The organism is Sphingopyxis fribergensis (assembly GCF_000803645.1).
GTDB lineage: Bacteria > Pseudomonadota > Alphaproteobacteria > Sphingomonadales > Sphingomonadaceae > Sphingopyxis > Sphingopyxis fribergensis.
In genome coordinates this window covers 579,073-599,731 of sequence record NZ_CP009122.1, presented here as the reverse complement: position 1 = coordinate 599,731, position 20,659 = coordinate 579,073, and the positions used below count along the sequence as shown (strand labels likewise).

19 protein-coding genes are annotated in these 20,659 nt (G+C 67.0%); 10 read left to right on the top strand and 9 right to left on the bottom strand.

What is annotated here, in order from left to right:
* Positions 1-30 precede the first annotated feature (30 nt).
* The 4 genes from SKP52_RS02845 to SKP52_RS02830 all read right to left on the bottom strand — a co-directional run bounded on the left by SKP52_RS02845 (position 31) and on the right by SKP52_RS02830 (position 3,091).
* Entirely contained in the window at positions 31-1,170 is a 1,140-nt protein-coding gene (locus SKP52_RS02845) for a phage major capsid protein (RefSeq protein WP_081997180.1), read from the bottom strand.
* 5 nt (positions 1,171-1,175) lie between these two features.
* Positions 1,176-1,565, bottom strand: a complete 390-nt coding sequence (locus tag SKP52_RS02840) for an HK97 family phage prohead protease (RefSeq protein WP_039571520.1) — start codon at positions 1,563-1,565, stop codon at positions 1,176-1,178.
* Positions 1,562-1,870, bottom strand: coding sequence for a DUF6127 family protein (locus SKP52_RS02835; protein WP_039571517.1), 309 nt, complete (start codon positions 1,868-1,870; stop codon positions 1,562-1,564). The genes SKP52_RS02840 and SKP52_RS02835 overlap by 4 nt, the downstream gene beginning before the upstream one ends.
* 114 nt (positions 1,871-1,984) lie before the next feature.
* Positions 1,985-3,091, bottom strand: coding sequence for a phage portal protein (locus tag SKP52_RS02830; protein ID WP_039571514.1), 1,107 nt, complete (start codon positions 3,089-3,091; stop codon positions 1,985-1,987).
* Positions 3,092-3,257: 166 nt separating this feature from the next.
* On the opposite strand from SKP52_RS02830, the gene SKP52_RS27430 reads away from it, so the two are divergent.
* Positions 3,258-3,785, top strand: coding sequence for a DUF3592 domain-containing protein (locus SKP52_RS27430; RefSeq protein ID WP_148309016.1), 528 nt, complete (start codon positions 3,258-3,260; stop codon positions 3,783-3,785).
* Here the strand turns inward: SKP52_RS27430 and SKP52_RS02820 are convergent, their stop codons facing one another.
* A complete protein-coding gene (locus SKP52_RS02820) occupies positions 3,786-5,129 on the bottom strand; it encodes a DNA-packaging protein (RefSeq protein WP_228383802.1) in 1,344 nt (447 codons plus the stop codon). It lies immediately after the preceding gene.
* Positions 5,126-5,659, bottom strand: a complete 534-nt coding sequence (locus SKP52_RS24490) for a hypothetical protein (protein WP_148309015.1) — start codon at positions 5,657-5,659, stop codon at positions 5,126-5,128. Before SKP52_RS24490 ends, SKP52_RS02820 begins: the two co-directional genes overlap by 4 nt.
* Positions 5,660-5,940: 281 nt before the next feature.
* Here SKP52_RS24490 and SKP52_RS02810 point away from each other — a divergent pair, with 281 nt between their 5' ends.
* Positions 5,941-7,533 (top strand): ABC-F family ATP-binding cassette domain-containing protein, encoded by a 1,593-nt coding sequence (locus tag SKP52_RS02810; protein WP_039571505.1) that lies wholly within the window; start codon positions 5,941-5,943, stop codon positions 7,531-7,533.
* Positions 7,534-7,912: 379 nt separating this feature from the next.
* Positions 7,913-8,338, top strand: a complete 426-nt coding sequence (locus tag SKP52_RS02805; RefSeq protein WP_267128035.1) for a PilZ domain-containing protein — start codon at positions 7,913-7,915, stop codon at positions 8,336-8,338.
* Here SKP52_RS02805 and SKP52_RS02800 read toward each other — a convergent pair.
* Positions 8,335-8,985 carry a glutathione S-transferase family protein gene (locus SKP52_RS02800; RefSeq protein WP_039571502.1) on the bottom strand — a complete coding sequence of 217 codons (651 nt, stop codon included), beginning with the start codon at positions 8,983-8,985 and terminating at the stop codon, positions 8,335-8,337. The genes SKP52_RS02805 and SKP52_RS02800 overlap by 4 nt on opposite strands.
* A 167-nt stretch (positions 8,986-9,152) precedes the next feature.
* Here SKP52_RS02800 and SKP52_RS02795 point away from each other — a divergent pair, with 167 nt between their 5' ends.
* The 7 genes from SKP52_RS02795 (at position 9,153) to SKP52_RS02765 (ending at position 19,660) form a co-directional block, all read left to right on the top strand.
* Entirely contained in the window at positions 9,153-10,772 is a 1,620-nt protein-coding gene (locus tag SKP52_RS02795) for a CHASE domain-containing protein (protein ID WP_039571498.1), read from the top strand.
* Positions 10,756-14,415, top strand: a complete 3,660-nt coding sequence (locus SKP52_RS02790) for a hydantoinase B/oxoprolinase family protein (RefSeq protein ID WP_039571495.1) — start codon at positions 10,756-10,758, stop codon at positions 14,413-14,415. Before SKP52_RS02795 ends, SKP52_RS02790 begins: the two co-directional genes overlap by 17 nt.
* A gap of 200 nt (positions 14,416-14,615) precedes the next feature.
* A complete protein-coding gene (locus tag SKP52_RS02785; RefSeq protein WP_039571492.1) occupies positions 14,616-15,287 on the top strand; it encodes a DUF969 domain-containing protein in 672 nt (223 codons plus the stop codon).
* Positions 15,284-16,222, top strand: a complete 939-nt coding sequence (locus SKP52_RS02780) for a DUF979 domain-containing protein (RefSeq protein ID WP_039571489.1) — start codon at positions 15,284-15,286, stop codon at positions 16,220-16,222. The genes SKP52_RS02785 and SKP52_RS02780 overlap by 4 nt, the downstream gene beginning before the upstream one ends.
* A gap of 108 nt (positions 16,223-16,330) precedes the next feature.
* Positions 16,331-17,326: a DUF2891 domain-containing protein gene (locus SKP52_RS02775; protein WP_039579519.1), complete on the top strand. Its 996-nt coding sequence runs from the start codon at positions 16,331-16,333 to the stop codon at positions 17,324-17,326.
* Between the two features lie 61 nt (positions 17,327-17,387).
* A complete protein-coding gene (locus SKP52_RS02770) occupies positions 17,388-18,392 on the top strand; it encodes a LacI family DNA-binding transcriptional regulator (RefSeq protein WP_039571487.1) in 1,005 nt (334 codons plus the stop codon).
* Between the two features lie 89 nt (positions 18,393-18,481).
* A complete protein-coding gene (locus SKP52_RS02765) occupies positions 18,482-19,660 on the top strand; it encodes a GGDEF domain-containing protein (protein WP_148309013.1) in 1,179 nt (392 codons plus the stop codon).
* Between the two features lie 95 nt (positions 19,661-19,755).
* Here the strand turns inward: SKP52_RS02765 and SKP52_RS02760 are convergent, their stop codons facing one another.
* On the bottom strand, positions 19,756-19,944 hold the full coding sequence (locus SKP52_RS02760) for a RidA family protein (protein ID WP_148309012.1): 189 nt from the start codon (positions 19,942-19,944) through the stop codon (positions 19,756-19,758).
* Between the two features lie 16 nt (positions 19,945-19,960).
* The gene (locus SKP52_RS02755) at positions 19,961-20,521 is read right to left on the bottom strand and encodes a 2OG-Fe(II) oxygenase (protein WP_039571484.1); all 561 of its coding nucleotides are present in this window, start codon (positions 20,519-20,521) and stop codon (positions 19,961-19,963) included.
* Positions 20,522-20,659 lie beyond the last annotated feature (138 nt).

Sequence of the window (20,659 nt, the reverse complement as noted above, 5' to 3'; positions counted from 1 at the left end):
GTGGCCGAGCGCCCATCGCGCACCAGTCGCTTAGCTGGCGGCGAATTTCATCAGCTTGATGGCCTGCGAATCGATGATCGCACCGCCGACCCTTTTGGTTGCATAGAAATGCACAAAGGGCTTGTTGCTGAACGGATCGCGCAGGATGCGCGTCTCGCCGCGGTCGGCGATCAGGTAACCGGCGCGGAAATTGCCGAACGCGATCGACAGGCTGTTCGCAGCCACATCGGGCATATCCTCTGCCTCGACCACCGGATAGCCGAGCAAGGTCGCCGCCTGCCCCTCGACCATTCCCGGCTGCCAGATGAACGCGCCGTCGCTGGTCTTGAACTTGCGGATGCGGCTCAGCGTATCCGAATTCATCACCCAGCTCGCGCCCTGCCGATAGGGTGCCTTCAGCGAATGGACGAGCTCGATCAGCTTATCCTGCGGGTTGGACGCCGGAAAGGCGCCCGCGGTCCCCGTCGCCAGATATTGCAGCGACCCGAACGCGCGCACGCTGTCGATCTCGTTCGTCGCGGTATAGGTCAGAAAGCCCTTCGGCCGGTTCGTACCATTGCCGTTCACGAACGCGCTGCCCTCGGCGACCGCGAACTCGCGGCCGAGCTGTTCGGCCAGCCAGTCCTCGACGTTGAACATCGCATCGTCGAGCATCGCCTGGCTCGCCGCCGGATTGGCGTAAAGCTCGCCCGTCGGCGGCACGATCTCGGCAAAGCTGCGCGTCGCGGTCTCGGGCCGTGCTGCGGTCTCGCCGACCCAGCCCGTCCCCATCGATCCCGTCGCGACCAGCTTGCGATAGCCGCTCGTCCCCGTCTGCACGACCGTCGCGATGCCGCGGATCGGCGACAGCGTCTTCAGCGTCGCGGCAATGCTCCCGTCGATTTCGCGCGGCACCGCAAAGCCGCCCTCGCCGCCCGATGCCCCCGACAGGCTCTTCATCTCGACGCCCGCATCGATCCCGCGCCGCAGATAGCGTTCGACAAAGGCGTCGCGCGCCGGGTCGGCCGCCTTCGCCCCGTCGAGCGGCAATCGCGACGCCGCCACCGCTTGGCGCTCGACCTGTGCCCTCAGCGCCGCGACCGACGCCTTCAACTCATCGACCGCCTCCGCCGCCAGCACCGCATCGAACGCCCCATCGAGCGCATCGGCTTTCACTTCCATATCGTCCATGCTTGTCACTCCTTCACCACCTGAATTACCCGCGCCGCCGGTTGCATCGGCGCCGCCACCAAACTCACCTCGGCGAGGTCGAGCGCCGTCAGCTCGCGCGGGTTCTCCCCGCGCGCCGCCCGCACCCGATATCCAAAGCTCAGCCCCGTCAGTGCGCCCCTCGCAACAAGCGCGGCCGCCGCCGGATGCGTCACCCGCGCCACCACGCGCAGCCCCCGCGCATCTTCCGCCAATGTCTCGATCACCCCGATCGCCGCCCCCGGCCGATGCTGCCAAAGCAGGGGCACCGCCTGCCCCGCCTGCAAACTCGCCGCAAAGGCCCCGCTGCGGACGACATCGCCCCCGCGATCCACCCGGTCGAACACCGATGCATAGCCCGCGAACCGCACGCTCATTTGAGCAGTCCCGCAAACCCGAGCTTCATCGTCAGCCCGACGACCAGCAGCGCCAGCATCCCGCGTACCGCCCAGTCGATGACCGCCGCCCACACGCTCTTCTTCGCATCGCGCCACGCGCCGAGCAGTTGCCGCAAATCGCTCATATCGTCGCGCGCCGCCTCGTCGGCGAGGCCCAGCCGCGCCAGCGCCCGCCGCGCCCCCAGCTCGCTCGCCTCCTCGACCACCGCGCGCAGCAAAGCCGCATCAGGCGCACTCGTCCCCGCCAGCGCGATCAGCCGCGCCAGCGCTTCATCTTCGTCCATGCCCATTTCCTTTCGTCATCCCGGACTCGTCACCCCGGACGTGATCCGGAGTCCGGGATTCACATCGACGCCGAAGTCATGGACCCCGGATCGAGTCCGGGGTGACGACGCAGGCTAGCTAAGCCCCAACAGCGCCTTCTTCTCATCCGCGCTCAGCCAGTCCGCCCCCGAAACCTCGCGCCACAATGCCATCCGGTCCTCGGCCAGCGCCGGCACCTTATCCAGGTCGACGCGCAGCTCCGCACCGTCGAACCACCCAGACAAACCCTGCGCCACCGCCCCCAAAATCTTCGCGCACAGCGGCAACACCGTCAGCCGCCACAGCGCGCGATTGGCCTCGCGATAATTGGCATAGGTCGCGTCGCCCGGCAGCCCGAGCAGCATCGGCGGCACCCCGAACGCTTGTCCAATCTCGCGCGCGCTCGAATCCTTCAATGCCAGGAAATCCATCTCGGCGGGCGACAGCGACAACGCCTGCCATTTCAGACCGCCCTCGAGCAGCAAAGGCCGCCCCGCATTCGCCCCGCCCGCAAAACTCTCCGCCAATTCGTCACGCAGCCGGTCGACCTGCTCGGCCGACAGCGGCATGCCCTTGTCGCCCGGGTCATGCACCAGCGCGCCCGAAGGCCGCGCCGCATTCTCCAGCAGCGCGGCGTTCCACTTCGCCGCAGCATTATGCGCCGCGATCGCGCCAGATGCTGCGCCCAAACACCCCGCCCCATAATGGTCGTCGAGCGGATGCAGCGCCTTCACATGCACCACCGCAACACGCCCCGCGCCATCCTCGGCGGGCAGCACCGCCGCGCTACCGCCGGCCTTGTACCGATAAGCCACCGGCCATCCGCGCGCGTCGGCCTCGACCGTCACCCGCTCGGGCCGCAGCGCAAACAGCTCCGCCGGCGCCCCCGCGCCATCGGTCAAAATCTGCACATAACCATTGCCGTGCAGCAGCAACTGCGACGCGAGCGTCTCAACGAGACCCTGCCCACCCGACGTTGCCGACACCAGCGCGCCAAGCGCCGGATCGCTCGCCACCAAAGGCGCGCTCCCCGCCGCTTCGGCCACCAGCCGCACCGCCCGCTGCACGATCGCATTGCCCAGATACCCCTCGCGCACCTGCGCCTCCCAGCTCAAAGGCGCGGGCGCGCTCCAGCTGCCATACACACGCGACAAAGCGGGCCGCGCAGAATGCTGCGCGGCCTTACGGCCAAACCAGTTCATGATGATCTCCTATGTCGTGCCCGAACGAGGCCTTGTACCCAAGCTCGTCACCCCGGACTCCGGGGCCTGCCTATTCCACTCTTTCGTCATCCCGGACTTGATCCGGGATCCACCGCAGCGCCGAAATCATGGCCCCCGGATCAAGCCGGGTTGACGATAGAACTACATGCCGCCCGCTCCACCCCGATTGAAGGGCGTGCGAGCAGTTGATATGTCCATGCCCATGTGGCGCCGATCCTATCGCAAACTCTTCCGCGGAATCGGTGCAGTGGCCTTTCTTACGCTCCTGGCTGCAATCCCGCTTGGCCTCATCTGGTATCTGGCAGCAGCCGAACATGACCGCCGTGTCACAGTGTCGAATGGAGGTGTCATGGCGCGCGCCATAGTCACCGAATCCTCGCAATCGTTCCTCGGCCGATCCTGCCGTTTCCGGTATCGCTTTTCAGCCGGCGGGATTCAGCACGAGGGCGGTGAAGGCGGTTGTCCGCTCGTGACCTCCCATCCCATTGGCAGCTCATTGCAGGTTCGCTTCGATCCCCAAGACCCTGGCAATTCGGTCGCGATAGGCGCGGACTTGTGGCCCGGCTGGGTTGTTGTCCCGCCCCTTATCGGCCTCCCGATTCTCCTGTTGGCCGGTGTGTCGATTTATGCCGTTGTGAGGAATAGCTTTCGCAAAAGTCGATCTCGGCGCTGATCAAACCCGCCGCACCCCCGGCGCCTTCCCCCTCTTCTGCCCCTCCAGCAAAGCCGCCAGCGCCCAAACGCACGCATCGGCCCGGTCGGGCGACCGCCCCGGCCCCGCATAGCCGCCGCCGACCTGCAACCCGCAAAGCTCGTCCTCCAGCGCGGCGAACGCCCCCGCATGAACCACGCGCCCGCGCTCGTATGCCAGCGCGACCGGCTCCGCCCGCCGCGCCTTGCCGACGCTCGCATGCACCGGCACCACCGGCAGCGTGCAGTCGGCCTGGCGCAGCGTATTCTCGACCATTTCGCCCCCCATATTGCTCTCGGCGACGATTCGGTCGGCGCCCCAGCGCGCGGCGGCCGCGGCGACCGCCTGCGCCCACACTGCGGGCGGCGGATTTTCGACGCTCGCATCCTCGACCACCGCCAGCCGCCCGTCGCGCAGCAGCGCAGCGACGACGATTCCGCACGCATCGCCCGTGCTCGTCGCCGGCGGATCGACGCCGATCACGACGCGCACCCGTTTCCCAATTTCTTCGGCGCCAATCCGGCACCGCTCGACCAGCGCGCGCGTCCACAGCGCGCCTTCGATATCTTCCAGCATTTCGCCGCCAAGCTCCTGCCGTCCCAGCCGGGTCCCGCCATAGCTTTCGAGCATCGCGGCAACGAACGCCCCCGGCAGATGCGGATTGTCGCGGGTCCGGCCCAGCGTCCGCGCCAGCCCCGGGATCGCCAGCACCCGGCACATCGCCGCATTGACGCGCGGGGTCGTTGTCACAACCACGCGCGGCGCATCGCCGAGCCGCATCCCCATCATCAAATTATCCCAGGCCGCGTCACCCCGCCGCCATTTGGCAAGTTCGTCGCACCACGCAAAATGATGTTCGGGTCCCCGCAATCCCTCGCCAGCTTCCGCCGAATAGAGGGTTGCCGACGCGCCGCTCGCAAAGGCCAGCTCGCGCCGGGAGGCGGTCCAGCGCACTGGTTCATGGGCGCGAGCCACCGCGATCAGTCCGCTCGGACCCTCGATCATCACGCGCTGACCATCGGCTATGGTCGCCGCAACGAGCGCGATCCGCGCCTCGGAGTTCCGCCGCGCCACATCGCTCACCCATTCGGCGCCGGCTCGCGTCTTACCAAAGCCGCGGCCCGCCTGGATCAACCATATCCGCCAGTCGCCCGGCGGGTCGCGCTGCCCGTCATTCTCGAATCCGAACCATCTTTTGGTAAATTCGGCCGTCTGAGACTTGCTGAGCCCGTGCAGCACGCGTCGCCGGTCGCGTTCGTCCATTTTCAGGATGCGCGTCAATATGTCATCGGACTGCGCACGCAATAAGCTCGGGTCCGCCATCATCCCGCGTTGCTCCCCCCCTCGTCGTCGAGTTGCGCTTCACGCGGGGCGCGTTGGCGCTCGACCATCGCGATCCGCTTGAGCAGCACCGCATCGGTTTCTTCCTGCGTCGCGACATGGCACAGCCGCCGCTGGTGCGCGCGGCCCTGCTGAACGCTCCGCCGGTGCAGGTTCATTATGTCAATCGCCTGCGCGACGCTCATCTTATCGACGGGTTCGGTGCGTTCATCGAGGTCGAGTTCGCCCAGCACTTCGAGCGCGCGGCGCAACAATGCCATCTCCAGCCGATCATATCCGATTTCCAGCGCCGCCTGCCATTGCCGCGCAAATTCGGCGTCGCGTCGGCGCAAGGCATATGCGCCGCGCTCCCCCATCCCGGCCGCCTTGTGCGCGCGGCCAACATTGCAGCTATGCGCAAGTTCGGTCAGGAACGCCGCACGCCGCGCCTTGGTCCAACCGTGCGGCTTTGCCTTGCGCAGCTGCGCCGGTCCCATCTGGTTCGCCGCGATCTCATCGTCCGGTTCTCTCGCCACGCATCACCTCCACACGCAATCGGGCCGGATCACCGCTTCCGCATCGGAAGAGGCACCGGCCCGACTCGCAATTCTTCATGATGTGACACTTGTGCCATATCAGCGTTACGATGTCAATATAAAATAACCTATTTGGTTCCAAATGGCAAACCGTCGCATCGCGTCTGGCTTGCGTGCCGCGGCCGCAGCCTCTACATCAGCCCGGCAAACGGAGACTTTCGCCATGGATCAATACCTGCCCGCAACGCCCCACCGCCTTGCCGCCAGGAAAGTCCATGTCCATGCCCGCCATCACAATCTCCAATCTCAACTGGTCGACGCCTGACGGCCGCCCGGTCCTTTCGGACCTCGACCTCCATATCCAGTCCGAACGCGCCGGCATCGTCGGGCGCAACGGCGTCGGCAAATCGACGCTGCTGCGGCTGCTGACCGGCGAGCTGGCGCCCGCATCGGGCAGTATCGCAATCGACGGTAGCATTGCGATGCTGCGCCAGACGGTACAGGTCGCACCGCAGCAGACGATCGCCGACCTGTTCGGCGCGCGGGGCGCGCTCGCCCTGCTCCACAAGGCGGAGGCTGGCGAAGCCAGCGCCCAAGAGATCGGCGATGCCGACTGGACGCTCGAAGCGCGGATCGACGAGGCGCTCGCGGGGGTCGGCCTGCCGCTTCCCGCCGACACGCCGCTCGCGCAGCTCTCGGGCGGCCAGCGCACGCGCGCCGCGCTTGCCGGGGCGATGTTCGCCGCGCCCGATTTCCTCTTGCTCGACGAGCCCACCAACAACCTCGACCGCGAAGGCCGCGAAGCCGTGCGCGATCTGCTCGCCCGCTGGCGCGGCGGCGCGATCGTCGTCAGCCATGACCGCGAACTGCTCGAGGAAATGGACGCGATCGTCGAACTCACCAGCCTCGGCGCAGCGCGTTATGGCGGCGGCTGGGGCGCGTATCGTGCGCGCAAGCAAATCGAGCAGGCGGCGGTCGAGGCCGAGCTTGCGGGCGCAGAAAAGCGCGCCGATGCGGCGCAGCGACAGGCGCAGGTGGCGACCGAAAAGCAGGACCGGCGCGACTCGCGCGGGCGCGCCAAGGCAGCACGCGGCGACATGCCCAAGATCGTCATCGGCGGCCTCAAACGTCGCGCCGAGGAAACGCGCGCCGCCGGAAGCCGCCTCGCCGAACGCCAGCGCGACGACGCCGAAGAGCGCCTCGCCGCCGCGCGTGCGAAGATCGAGGTCATCGCCCCCCTGTCGGTCGGCCTACCTTCGGCCGGTCTTCCGACGTCACGGACCGTGCTGGCCCTCGATCATCTCACCGCGGGTTATGCCGAAGGCCGGCCTGTGATCGAAAATCTGTCGCTCACCATCACCGGGCCCGAACGCGTCGCGATCATGGGCCCCAATGGCTCGGGCAAATCGACGCTGCTCGCGCTGATCGCGGGCACGCTCGCGCCGTGGGCAGGCGACGTCCGTGTCGGCGTCGCCTTCGCGCTGTTCGACCAGCGCCTCGGCCTGCTCGATCCCGCGCGCTCGATCGCCGACAATTTCCTCGCGCTAAACCCCGGGACGACGAACAACCAGTGCCGCGCCGCGCTCGCGCGCTTTCGTTTCCGCGCCGATGCCGCCGACCAGATCGTCGGCACCTTGAGCGGCGGCCAGATACTCCGCGCCGGTCTCGCCTGCGTCCTCGGCGCGCCAGAGCCGCCCCAGCTGCTGATCCTCGACGAGCCCGGCAACCATCTCGATATCGATTCGCTCACGGCCGTCGAAACCGGGCTCGCCGCCTATGACGGTGCGCTGCTCGTCGTCAGCCACGACGCGGCATTTCTGCAAGCGATCGGGATCACCCGAACGATCGAACTGGGGATGGCCGAACGCCCATAGTCGAGCAGACACGCCGGCGACCGACGGCAAGAAGGGCTCCCCCTCGCGGCGGAACCCTTCCGTCCTCTTGAATATGGCTACGCAAGAGGAACCCCCTCCGCCATCCCGGGTCGCGAGTCTGGCGTCAGTGCGCCGATGATTAGCGAAGGTCCGTGGCCTCACCTGCAACATAGATTAACCTCGCCCCACCAAATTGCGCCGCGGACACCCTTGTTTTTTTTGCGCCAACGCGCCGTCTTTTGGCGCGTCCGCTAACCTTCTTTTAACCAGCAGACACCAACAACCGCTTATGCCTATTTACGGACATTTTCTGCCATCGGCGCCCGGCGGCGAAAAACGTTTCGACGCGCGCCGGAAATTGAGCCTTCTCGCCTCGGGTTTGCGGCACGACGGCACCGGCCTCGAGGTGCAGATCCACAATATCTCGGGAACCGGGCTGCTGCTTGAAAGCGACGTCAAGCTGGCCGCCGGTGACCGCATCGAAATCGAGCTTCCGCACGCCGGCGACATCACCGCGGTCGTCATCTGGGCCAGCGGGCGGCTTTTCGGCTGCCAGTTCGAAGGCCCTGTATCGCCGGCCACGCTGAGCGCCGTCGAACTCAAGAGCGCCATCGATGCGGCGCCCGCCATTGACCCGGCGCCCACCGTCGACGGCGATCCGGTGGAACCGGTGATCGACGAAGCCGCGCCGGAGGGAATGCATGGGGTGCAGGAGATACAGGCGCTGATCGACTACCGCCGCGAACAGATCGCGCGCGACCTCGGCATCGGCGCCGACCGGGTCCGGATCGTCGTCGAATTCTAGCTAGCCAGCACCCGCGCGATCAGCCGCTCTTCCTTCGCAATCCACGGCGCCATGCTCGGGCGCGACAGGATGGCCTCGCTCCACGCCGAAATTTTCGGATGCACAGCGGGATCGATGCATGCCCCGCAATGACGGAGGTTCATCAACGGCGACGCGACCGCCAGGTCAGCAAGCGTCAACCGGTCGCCGACGAGAAACCCCGACGCCGGGATCGCGCTTTCCAGATAGGCGAGCAGCTTGGGCAATTCCTCACCCTCGGCCTGCACCGCGGCGGCAAGGTCACCCTCGCGCCCCAGGAATTTCGGCGCGACGATGCGGTTGAAGAACATCTTGCCGCTGCACGCCGCAAACACCGTATCGCCGAATTCCTCCCACCAGATCACCCGGCCGCGTTCCTGCGGGTCGGCGGGGATCAGCGCCGGCTCGGGATGCTTCGCCTCGACATATTGGATGATGGCGCTCGAATCGGCGAGCAGAAAGCCGTCGTCGTCCATCGCGGGCATCTTGCCCAGTGGCGAAGCGGCGCGGAAACCCGGATCGGGATCGCCGATCCCGACGCCCTTCAGCTCGAACTCGATCCCTTTTTCGCCCAGAAAGCCCAGCAATTTCCGGACGAACGGCGACACCAGCGAGCCATAGACAATCATCCTGATTCTCCCTTGATTTCGCACCAGCATAGGCGAAAGGTTGCGGATCGCAACCCGCTGGGCGTGGCCGTATCGGCACGAAATATGCTTGCTATCGGCTGCCCGCCATGAAACATCGGGCGGCAGAGGGGGGCGCTGCCACGGCAGCCATCAGGCAGGATGTATCAATGCGCCCTTCAACTTGGGCAGATCGGCTGCTGGCGCTGCTGGTCCGGTTCGTCGGGCTGGTCATTCTGCTCGCAACGATAGCCGCCACCGCCGGCAGCTTCCTCTACAATCAGTCCGAAGAGGCCGATCAGGCCGAGCAGGTCGCGGCGCAGGTCAATATCCGGCTGCGCGACCATATCGCCGTGCTCGAAGCGGTTCGCGCGCTCTATCAGTCCGACAGCGACGCGAGCGGCCCCGGCATCCGCGCCTATCTCGGTGCGCTCCAGCCGCAGATCCGCGCGCCCGGCATGGAGGGCGTCGGCATCGCCGCGGCGATGCGCGCCGCCACCCCCGCCGCGCTCGAGGCCAAGCTCCGCGAAAATTACGGCAAGGATATCAAAATCTGGCCCGCGACCGACCAGCCGATCGGCTTCGCGATCGTGTTTGTCGAACCCTATACGCCCCGCCGTGACGCCGCGCTGGGGTTCGATATGTACAGCGAGCCAGTGCGGCGGGAGGCGATGCGCCGCGCCTGGCAAACCGGGCAACCGGCGGCGAGCGGCATCGTCCAGCTGGTGCAGGAGAGGGGCGAGGCGGCCAAGCAGCTAGGATTTTTGATCTATCTTCCCGTGTACGCGCGCGCAAGCGCCGGGACCAACCCCGAAACGCTTGCGAGCGCGCCCGGTGCGCGCCCCATCGAAGCCTTCGTCTATGCGCCATTTCGGACGCAGGACATGATGACCGCGGTGCTCGGATCACAGCTCAAAGGCATCGACGGGATCGAAGTCTATGCCGGCGAAGGGCCGTCGGCGCCGCTGGTCTTTTCCAGGGGCAAGATGGGCTGGGACGCGCAGGAACAGAAATTGCGCGTCGCCGACCGGGTCTGGACGATGCGCCTTTCCTACGGCCGCTTCTTCGAACGCTTAGGCCGCCCCCTCGCCATCTTCCTATTCGGCGTCGCGCTCGCGCTGCTCGCGACCCAGCTTCACCGCGTCCAGCGGCGGCGGCTCACCGCCTTCCAGGCGCTCGCGGCACAAAAGGCGCGCCATGCCGAAGACCGCGAGCTGATGATCGGCGAGATGGCGCACCGCATGAAGAACGCCTTCGCCCGCATCGGCGCGCTCGCGCGCATCACGCTGCGTGAATCGACAAGCCTCGAAGAATTTGAAACCAAGTTCGACGGCCGCATGCGCGCGCTGTCCGACGCCAAGCAGATGCTCGTCACCGGCGCCGTGGATAGCGTCGAACTCCGCCGCATCGTCCACCGCGAGCTCGAACTCGCGGGGGTATCAGCCGACCAACTCGCCGGCATCGCGGGGCCCGAAGTCCACCTTGACGACGAGGGAGCGCAGGCGCTGTCGCTCGCAGTGCACGAATTCGTGACCAACAGCATCAAATATGGCGCGCTCGCCGACAAGGGCGACCTCACGGTCGACTGGCGCCGCGTCGGCGAGGATATCGAACTCAGCTGGATCGAAAGCGGCCTGCCCGAAACCCCGCACATCGACACCGAAAGCTTCGGCACCCAGTTCATCCGCACCCTGATCGAGCGGCAACTGAAGGGCAGTTGGCAGCGCGCTGCGGTTGACAACTGCCTCACCATCGTCATTCGCTGGCCGGACAATGTCCCGACAAACTGACGACCGCTGGCAGATCTGGATCGACCGCGGCGGCACCTTCACCGATGTCGTCGCGCGCAGCCCTGGCGGCGCCGTCGTCACCACGAAATATCTCAGCGAAGACCCCGCGCGCGCCGGGGACGCGTCGGTCAATGCGATCCGCGACCTTACCGGCGCGGGCAACGGCCCGTTGCCCGCGCTCACGATCCGCATGGGCTCAACCGTCGCCACCAACGCACTCCTCGAACGCAAGGGCGAGCCGACGCTGCTCGCGATCACGCACGGCTTCGGCGACGCGCTGACGATCGGCTATCAGGATCGGCCCGACCTCTTCGCGCGCAAACTCGACCGCATCCCGCCGCCGCATGCCGACGTGGCGGAGATCGCCGAACGCGTCGGTCCGGACGGCGACGTCCTGATCGCGCTTGATGAAGCGGCGGCGCGCGCATCGCTGCAATCCGCCCGGGACCGCGGCCTCACCAGCATCGCGATCGTGCTGATGCACGGCTATCGCTACCCCGCGCACGAAGCGCGACTCGCCGAAATCGCGCTCGAGGTCGGCTTCACCCAAATCTCGACCAGCCACGACGTCAGTGCGCTGATCAAGCTTATCGGCCGCGGCGACACGACGCTCGCCGACGCCTACCTCTCGCCCGTCGTTCACCATTATGTGCGGCAATTTGTCGCAGAGCTCGGCGAAGACGCCCAGCCGCAGTTCATGAAAAGCTCGGGCGGCCTCGCCGCCGCATCGGCCTTCCACGGCCGCGACGCGATCCTCTCCGGCCCCGCTGGCGGCATCGTCGGCATGGTCGGCAGCGCCGCGCCCTTGGGCAAGACGCGCCTGATCGGCTTCGACATGGGCGGCACCTCGACCGACGTCAGCCATTATGCGGGCCGCCTCGAACGCGATAACGAAACCATCGTCGCGGGCACGCGCATCCGCGCGCCGATGCTCCGCATCCACACGGTGGCGGCAGGGGGCGGCTCGATCTGCCGCTGGGACGGCGCGCGCCTGCTCGTCGGCCCCGAAAGCGCGGGCGCCAACCCCGGCCCCGCCGCCTATGGCCGCGGCGGGCCGCTCACGGTCACCGACTGCAACGTGCTGCTCGGCAAGATCCAGCCCAATCATTTTCCCAAGCTGTTCGGCCCGAACGGCGACCAACCGCTCGACCGCGATATCGTCGTGCAAAAATTCGCCGTAATGGCGGCCGAGGTCGGAAACATCACCCCCGAAGCGCTCGCCGAGGGCCTGCTCACCATCGCGGTCCAGCAGATGGCAAACGCGATCAAGCGCATCACCATCGCGCGCGGCCATGACGTGACACAGGGCTACAGCCTCGTCGGTTTCGGCGGCGCGGCGGGCCAGCATGTCTGCCTCGTCGCCGACGCGCTCGGGATCGACGAAATATTGCTCCATCCGCTCGCGGGGGTGCTCTCGGCCTATGGCATGGGCCTCGCGCGCCCGTCGGCGATCCGCGAGCGCACGCTGGCGCTGAAACTCGACGACGAGTGCGCTGCACCGCTCGACAAGGTCGAAACCGAACTCACCGCACACGCCCGCGCCGACCTGTCTCGCGGTGCCGAAACAACCCGCGAAACATTGCTCTTCGTCCGTCTCGCCGACAGCGACAATGCGATCGAACTGCCGCTCGCGCCGCCCACAGAGGTCCGGCAGGCCTTCGCCGCAGCCTTCCGCCAACGCTTCGGCTACGCCCCGCACGCCAATCTCGTCATCGATCGCATCCGCGTCGAACTGACCGAAGCCGGCGACGCCCCCGCGGCCCTGCCCCCGCCCGCACCGACCACCGAAACCGAACCCGAAACCGTCACCGCCTGGCTCGCCGGCGCGCCGCACGACGTCGCGCTCCACCAGCGCAGCACCCTCGCCCCCGGCCGCAGCATCGCGGGGCCCGCGATCATCATCGACGCGCTCTCGACAACGGTGGTCGAGCCGGGCTGGACCGCGACCGTCGAGCAGGAAGGGACGCTGCGGCTCACAAAAAACCCCTCCCCTTCAAGGGAGGGGGAAGGGGTGCGGTCCATTGGCCTTGCGCATGGCAGCGAGACCCCACCCCCGGCCCCTCCCCTGAAGGGGAGGGGTGAAGAAGTTTCCCCCGACCCGATCCGCCTCGAAATCTTCAACGGCCTGTTCATGGCGATCGCCGAGGAAATGGGCGGCGCGCTCCAGCACAGCGCCTCGTCGATCAATATCCGCGAGCGGCTCGATTTCTCCTGCGCGATCTTCGACGGCGCGGGCCGCCTCGTCGCCAATGCGCCGCACATGCCGGTGCACTTGGGCTCGATGGGCGAATGCGTGCGCACAATCCTGCGCCAGAGGACCGGCGACGGCCGCGGGATCCGGCGCGGCGACGCCTATGCGCTCAACGCGCCCTATGACGGCGGCACCCACCTGCCCGACATCACCGTCATCATGCCGGTCTTTGTGGAAGGAGAAAGCCCCAGCTTCTTCGTCGCCGCGCGCGGCCACCATGCCGACCTTGGCGGCATCGCGCCGGGTTCGATGCCGCCAGACAGTCGCAGCATCGACGAAGAGGGCATCCTCTTCGACAATTTCCTGCTCGTGGGCGACGGCCATTTCCGCGACGACCCGGTCCGCGCGCACCTGAACGACGGCGCGTGGCCCGCGCGCAATCCCGCGCTCAACATCGCCGACCTGAAGGCGCAGGTCGCGGCGTGCCAGCGCGGCGCCAGCGCGCTCGCCGACCTCAGCGCCGCGCACGGCGCCGCCACCGTCGCCGCCTATATGGCGCACGGCCAGCGCCAGGCCGAAGCCGCGGTGCGCCAGCTCATCGCGCGCCTCGACGACGGCCAGTTCCGCTATGCAATGGACAATGGCGCCGAGGTCGTCGTCGCCGTGAAAGTCGACTGCGCGGCGCGCCACGTCACCATCGACTTCACCGGCTCCAGCGCCACCCTCCCCGACAATTTCAACGCCCCACTCCCCGTCGTCCGCGCCGCCGTCCTCTATGTCCTGCGCACGATGCTCGACGACCCGATCCCGATGAACGAGGGCTGCCTCGCCCCCGTCACCCTGATCGTCCCGCCCGATTCGATGCTGTCCCCGACCTATCCCGCCGCCGTCGTCGCGGGCAATGTCGAGACCAGCCAGGTCATCACCGACGCGCTGTTCGCCGCCTTCGGCGCGATGGCCCCCGCGCAGGGGACGATGAACAATTTCACCTTCGGGAACGACGCGCACCAATATTATGAAACGATCGCCGGTGGCTCGGGCGCCGGCCCCGGCTTCGACGGCACCAGCGTGATCCAGACGCATATGACCAACAGCCGCATGACCGACCCCGAAGTCATGGAAACGCGCTTCCCCGTGATCGTCGAGGAGTTCTCGATACGCAAAGGCTCGGGCGGCACGGGCCGCTGGTCGGGCGGCGACGGCGCCACCCGCCGCATCCGCTTCCGCGAACCCATGACCGCGAACATCCTCGCCAACCGCCGCAAGATACCTCCTGCGGGCCTCGCGGGCGGCGAGGATGCCGCCCCCGGCCGCAACTGGGTCGAGCGCGCGGACGGACGGGTCGAAATGCTGGGCGCCACCGGCAGCGCCGAGCTCGCGGCGGGCGACGCCTTCGTGATCGAAACGCCCGGCGGCGGGGGCTATGGGAAAGCCGAGGGGGATGAGACTTGATGGCAGCGGCGCAAACCCTCCTTCTCCCTCGATGGGAGAAGGATACGCAGCCTTATCGCGCAGCGATTAGGCGAAGTTGGATGAGGGTGAAGGCGCGTCCCCGCACCACCATCCCGGGCCAAAACCACACCCCCACCGCTGCGACCAGGCAGCAAGCAGCCAAGTCTCGCTGCCTCCCCCATCAAGGGGGAGGGAAATAGATGCTCGTCCTGATCGGTATCCTCATCATCATCGCGGGCTTCCTGCTCCGCTTCAATCCTTTGCTCGTGATCATGGCCTCGGCGCTCGCGACCGGGCTCGCTGCGGGGCTCGACCTCACCGCGATCGTCGCCGCCTTCGGCAAGGCGTTCAACGACACGCGCTATGTCAGCATCGTCTGGATCGTCCTCCCCGTCATCGGCCTGCTTGAAGCTTACGGCTTGCAACAGCATGCCCGCACCTTGATCGGCCGCATGAAGGGCGCGACGCTCGGGCGCCTGCTCACCTCCTACCTGCTGCTCCGCCAGGCGATGGCGGCGGTCGGGCTGACCTCGGTCGCGGGGCATCCCCAGACCGTCCGCCCGCTCGTCGCCCCGATGGCCGAAGCCGCGGCCGAGGCAAAGAATGACGCGCTCACCGACGACCAGCGCGAAGAGGTCAAAGCCTTCGCCGCCGCGACAGACAATGTCGGTCTCTTCTTCGGCGAGGATATCTTTCTCGCCATCGGTTCGATCCTGCTGATGAAGGGCGTGCTCGACGGCTATGGCTACCAGATCGAGCCCTTGCACTTCTCGCTCTGGGCGATCCCGACCGCGATCGCCGCCTTCCTGATCCACGGCTTCCGCCTCCGCCGCCTCGAACAGCGCATGACGAAGAAGGCGGTCGGCGCATGATCACGCTCGGCTTCGTCTATGTCCTCACGGGGCTCACCTTCGCGTTGTTCGCCGTCCTCGGCCTCGCCGACCGCGGCAACCCCAAACGCTTCGGCAACGCCGCCTTCTGGGGCCTGCTCGCACTCTCGATGCTCGCCGGGGATTATCTCGGCGACTTCGGCAACGGCTGCCTCGTCCTCGCGCTCGTCGCCATCGCGGGCACCGGCCAGATCGGCCGCGCCCCCGGAGGCGACGTCGCGCCCGACGTGCAAGCTGAACGCGCCGCAAAACACGGCCCCTTCCTGCTCCTCGTCGCGCTGATCATCCCTGCGGTCGCGCTCGCGGGCACCTTCCTGTTCAAATGGATTCCCGGCCTCGCCGATCCCAAGCAGGCGACGCTCATCTCGCTCGCGCTCGGCGTGCTGATCGCGCTTGGTGTCGGCATGGCGCGCCTCAAACCCCCGCCTTTGCTCCCACTCCAGCAGGGCCGCCGCCTGCTCGACGCCGTCGGCTGGGCGGCGATCCTGCCGCAGATGCTCGCCAGCCTCGGCGCCGTCTTCGCGCTCGCCGACGTGGGCGAAGTCGTCGGCGATCTTATCGGCACCGCGATCCCGCAGGGCAGCCTGTTCGGCGCCGTGCTCGCCTTCGGGCTCGGCATGGCGCTGTTCACGATCGTGATGGGCAACGCCTTCGCGGCCTTCCCCGTGATGCTCGCCGCGATCGGCATGCCGCTGCTCATCAAACAATATGGCGGCGATCCCGCAGTGGTCGCGGCGATCGGCATGCTCGCGGGCTTCTGCGGCACGCTGATGACCCCGATGGCAGCGAACTTCAACCTCGTCCCCGCCGCCTTGCTCGAACTCAAAAACCCCTATGGCGTGATCAAGGCGCAGGTCGGCACCGCGCTGCCGTTGCTCGCGGTGAACATCCTCTTCATCTGGCTGTTCGCCTTCTAACACCGTCCTTTAATCCCGTTCGTGTGGAGCGAAGTCGAGACACCCATCGATTGCGCGCTCCATCGGGGCATCTCGACTTCGCTCGATGCGAACGGATATGGAGGTTGCATGGAATTGACCCCCGACCACGCCGTCCGCTTCGCGACCGCGACCCTCGCGCACCTCGGCCGCGAATATCCGTACAAGATGGACCTCGTCCTCACCGGCCCCGAAGATGCGAAACCGCCGCGCGAGCATCACCCGATCTTTCACGGCAGCTTCGACTGGCACAGCTGCGTCCATGGCTGGTGGCAGCTCCTCCGGCTCGCCCGCCGCTTCCCCGACCTCCCCATCGCCGCCGAAATCCGCGCGCGCGCCGACGCGATGCTCGTCCCCGAAAAGGTCATGGGCGAACGCGCCTTCCTCGATCGCCCCTATTCGGCCGCCTTCGAGCGCCCCTATGGCTGGGCGTGGCTCCTCGCGCTCCATGCCGAGACCGAAGCGCACGACGCCCCCTGGGCCGCCGCGCTCGAACCGCTCGCCGCGGCCTTTGCCGCGCGCTTCCGCGCCTTCCTGCCCAAACTCACCTATCCGCTGCGCGTCGGCACCCATTTCAACATCGCCTTCGCGCTCGTCCTCGCCCGCCACTGGGCCGAAACCCGCGACCCGGCGTTGGTGACATTGATCGACACCAATGCCCGCGATTGGTTCGCTCAGGATCGCGACTGCCAGGCATGGGAACCCGGCGGCGACGAATTCCTCTCCTCCGCACTCACCGAAGCGCATCTGATGGCGACCGTCCTTGCCGACGACTTCCCCGGCTGGTTCGACGCCTTCCTGCCCCGCGTCGCACATCAGCAGCCCGCCACCCTCTTCACCCCCGCCAACGTCTCCGACCGCAGCGACGGCAAGATCGCGCATCTCGACGGGCTCAATCTCAGCCGCGCGTGGAGCTGGCGCGCCATCGCGTCGGCGCTCGGCCCCGCGCACGCTGTCACGCCCGTCGCCGAAGCCGCCGCGCAGCGTCACCTCGCCGCCGCGCTCCCGCATGTCACCGGCGACTATATGGGCGAACATTGGCTCGCGAGCTTCGCGCTCCTCGCCCTGGACGGCCTCGCCGATTGACAACCCCCGCCCTCGCGGCGAGAGACGGCGCGAGGGGGAGAAGCCGAAGGTGAACGGAAAGATGCTGCGTCCCACATCGTTCGATGTTGCCGAGCGCGCCGGCGTGTCGCAATCGACCGTCTCGCGTGCGCTCCGCAACAGCCCCGGCGTCAACGCCGAAACGCGCGCGCGCGTCTCTGCCGCGGCGCGCGAGCTGGGCTATGTCGTCGACCGCCACGCCTCGTCGCTGCGCCTGAAAAGCAGCGAGACGATCGCGCTCGTCACCATCTGCCGTCCCGGCGAGGACCGCAGCGCGATCAACCCTTTCTATTTCGCGCTGCTCGGCAGCATCGCCGCCGCAACCTCGGCGCGCGGGTTCAACCTGCTCGTCAGCTTTCAGGAAAATCCCGACAATTTCCGCGCCGATTTCGTCGCCTCGGGGCTCGCCGACGCGATGATCGTCATCGGCACCACCAGCAACCGCCCGGCATGGGACTATTTCGCGCAGGCGCAGGCCTCCGGCCTCGACTTCGTCTGCTGGGGCAGCCCGGGCAGCCCCTTCCACTGGATGCGCAGCGAGAATGACATCGGCGGCCAGCTCGCCGCCGAACATTTCGTGCGTGACGGCCGCCGCCGCATCGCCTTTGTCGGACCGCAGCAGTCGCCGCAGCGCCAGTTCGACGAGCGCCGCGACGGCTTCTCCGCCGCGCTCGCCGCGCACGGCCTCACCGCAATCGTCGCCGAACCACCCGCCGCCGCCGACCGCCACGCGCAGGGCGTCGCCGCGGTGCAGGCGCTGCTCGAGGCGCATCCCGACACCGACGCGATCTTCGCCGCCAGCGACATGCTCGCGCTCGGCGTCTTGCAGGGGCTCAAGGACGCCGGGCGCCGCGTGCCCGAGGATATCGCGCTGATCGGCTTCGACGGTATCCGCGCGGGCACCCTCGCCGACCCCGCGCTCACCACGCTCGAACCCGACCTCGACGCCGCAGGCGAGGCGCTCGTCGCGATGGCGCTGGAGGATGACGAACGCACGCGCAGCGGCACGCGCATTCCCGTCCACCTTGTCGTTCGTGGCTCCACCTAGAAGCCGCGCTACCGTGACTTAACTACTGGAAAAGTAACAACTCGTTATCCATCGGCTGCTACCAAGGGGCGGAGGCAGAAAGCGGTAGTTTGAACGGACAATTTTTCATCCAATTGCTCAATCCGGGCATCGGCCTTTTGTTCGCCACGGCCTTTCTACTGCTCTGGCTGAACCGCCGCGAGCGTTATGTCGCCTACGCCGCCGCCGCCTATACCGCGTCGGCCATCGCTTTCCTGATCCTCGACGTCGGCCCGGTGCTGCCGATGGAACTGCAGCGCCTGCCCGCCAATATGGGCTTCCTCGCCACCGGCATGTTGTTCGCGGCGGCGATCATCAAACGCTATGATCGTCCCGTCCCGTGGCGCGCGATGAGCGTCACCGCGGCGATCTCGATCGCCGCCTTCCTCTGGTTCCTGCTCGGCCACCCCAGCATCGCCGCACGCATCCTCACCATCAGCATCGGCGCGGGAATCATCGCCGCGATGGTCGTCGTCGCGCTCTGGCCGATCGAAAAACGCCATCTTATCGACCGTGTGCTGTTCTGGGTCGCGCTATTCTCGGCGCTCAACCTCATCGTCCGCCCCGTCGTGCTGCTATCGCTTGGCGGCGGCTTCGACGATTATATCGGCTTCCAGCAGTCGGTCTACTGGACCACCGTCCAGTTCACGCAGGCGATGGTGTCGATCGTCGCGGCGATCAGCCTGATGGTCGCGGTCGCGCTCGACCAGATTGCCGAGCTCCGCCGCGAAGCCGACGGCGACGATCTCTCGGGCCTGCTCAACCGCCGAGGGTTCGAGGCGCAGGCGGACGCCGCGCTCCGCCGCGCCCAGAGTGAAGCGCGCCCCGTCGCGCTGCTCGTCGCCGACCTCGACCGGTTCAAGTCGATCAACGACACTCACGGCCATGCGGTCGGCGACGCGATCATCGCCGCGTTCGGCGCGCATGTCCGCCGCATCGGTCCCGCCCATATGATCGCGGGGCGCATCGGCGGCGAGGAATTCGCGCTGCTCGTCCCCGGCGCGAGCATCGAGGCCGCACGCCAGATCGCCGAGGCGGTCCGCACCGGCCTGCAAGCCGCGTGCGCCGACCGCATCCCCGCCAATCTCTGCCCGACGACCAGCATCGGCCTTGCCATCGGCGCCCCCGGCGCGACGCTCTCGGCATTGATGCAAGAGGCCGACCAGGCGCTCTACGAAGCCAAGCGTACGGGGCGCAACCGCGTCCGCACCTTCACCCCCAAACCCGTTCGCCTCGCCGCCGGAGCCTAATCCCGACGCGCCCTATTTGCCGGGCCGCCGCAAAACCGTGGATATGCGCGGCCAGATCGGTGTGAAACCGCGTGATATCGACGACATCGTCTCAGCTAGCCCCCGCGCGACAGCGTCGCGGCGATATGTTTGAAGGCGCGCTCATAGCCCGCGTCGAGCCCCGCCGCGCCCTCGCCCGCCGGCCCCGCGACTACGCCCGACAGATAGACGGTGTCGCCCGCGATGACTGCATCGGCATAGCCAACCGCTTCCTGAAAAGCGCGCGCTTCGGGGTTGTCGGGCATCAGCACGGCGCCGGGGTCAGCGCCATTGCGGGCCCTCGATCCAGGTCACCAGACTGTGTCGCGTGCCTTTGGTAACGGGCAACACACGGTGCTGTAGAAAGGAAGGAAAGATCAGCATGCTGCCGCGCGGCTCGAACACCGTGCCCGGGTGCGCCACCGTGGAAAATTCGAATTCACCGCCTTCATAATCGTCGCGGTGTGACAGCTGAATCACCACCGACAGCTTGCGATCATAGGGCGCGCTGCTCGTCAGGCGGACATCATGATGCCAGTCGTATTTTCCGTTCCGGCTGCCATGATATTCGGTAAATTGAATGTCGAACGGCTCGACGATGTCGAACCCGAAATTTGTCCTGTTCGACGATCTGACGAAACCCATGATGCGCTGAACCAGCGCGGGTTCGCGATGCGGGGGCAACCATCGGACCGACGATTCGCGTAATTTCTCGTCCACGCGGTTGCTCTGTTCGAAGCCAACCGTAGCCGTCTTGACGGGATAGGCTTCAGCTTTTGCGATGATGTCGTCACATTCTTCAAGACTGAGAGCAGAGGTCCAGACTTCCCATATATTCTTCATTGATCGCTTTTCCCCCGTCATGATTTGCATTGCTTAACGATGGCAATCGGCCGCCATGGGCATTCCCATGACGACCGACCTGAATGTTCCGATGAGGCAGCGAGAACCGACCCGCCGGACCACCATAAAATCTCAGAA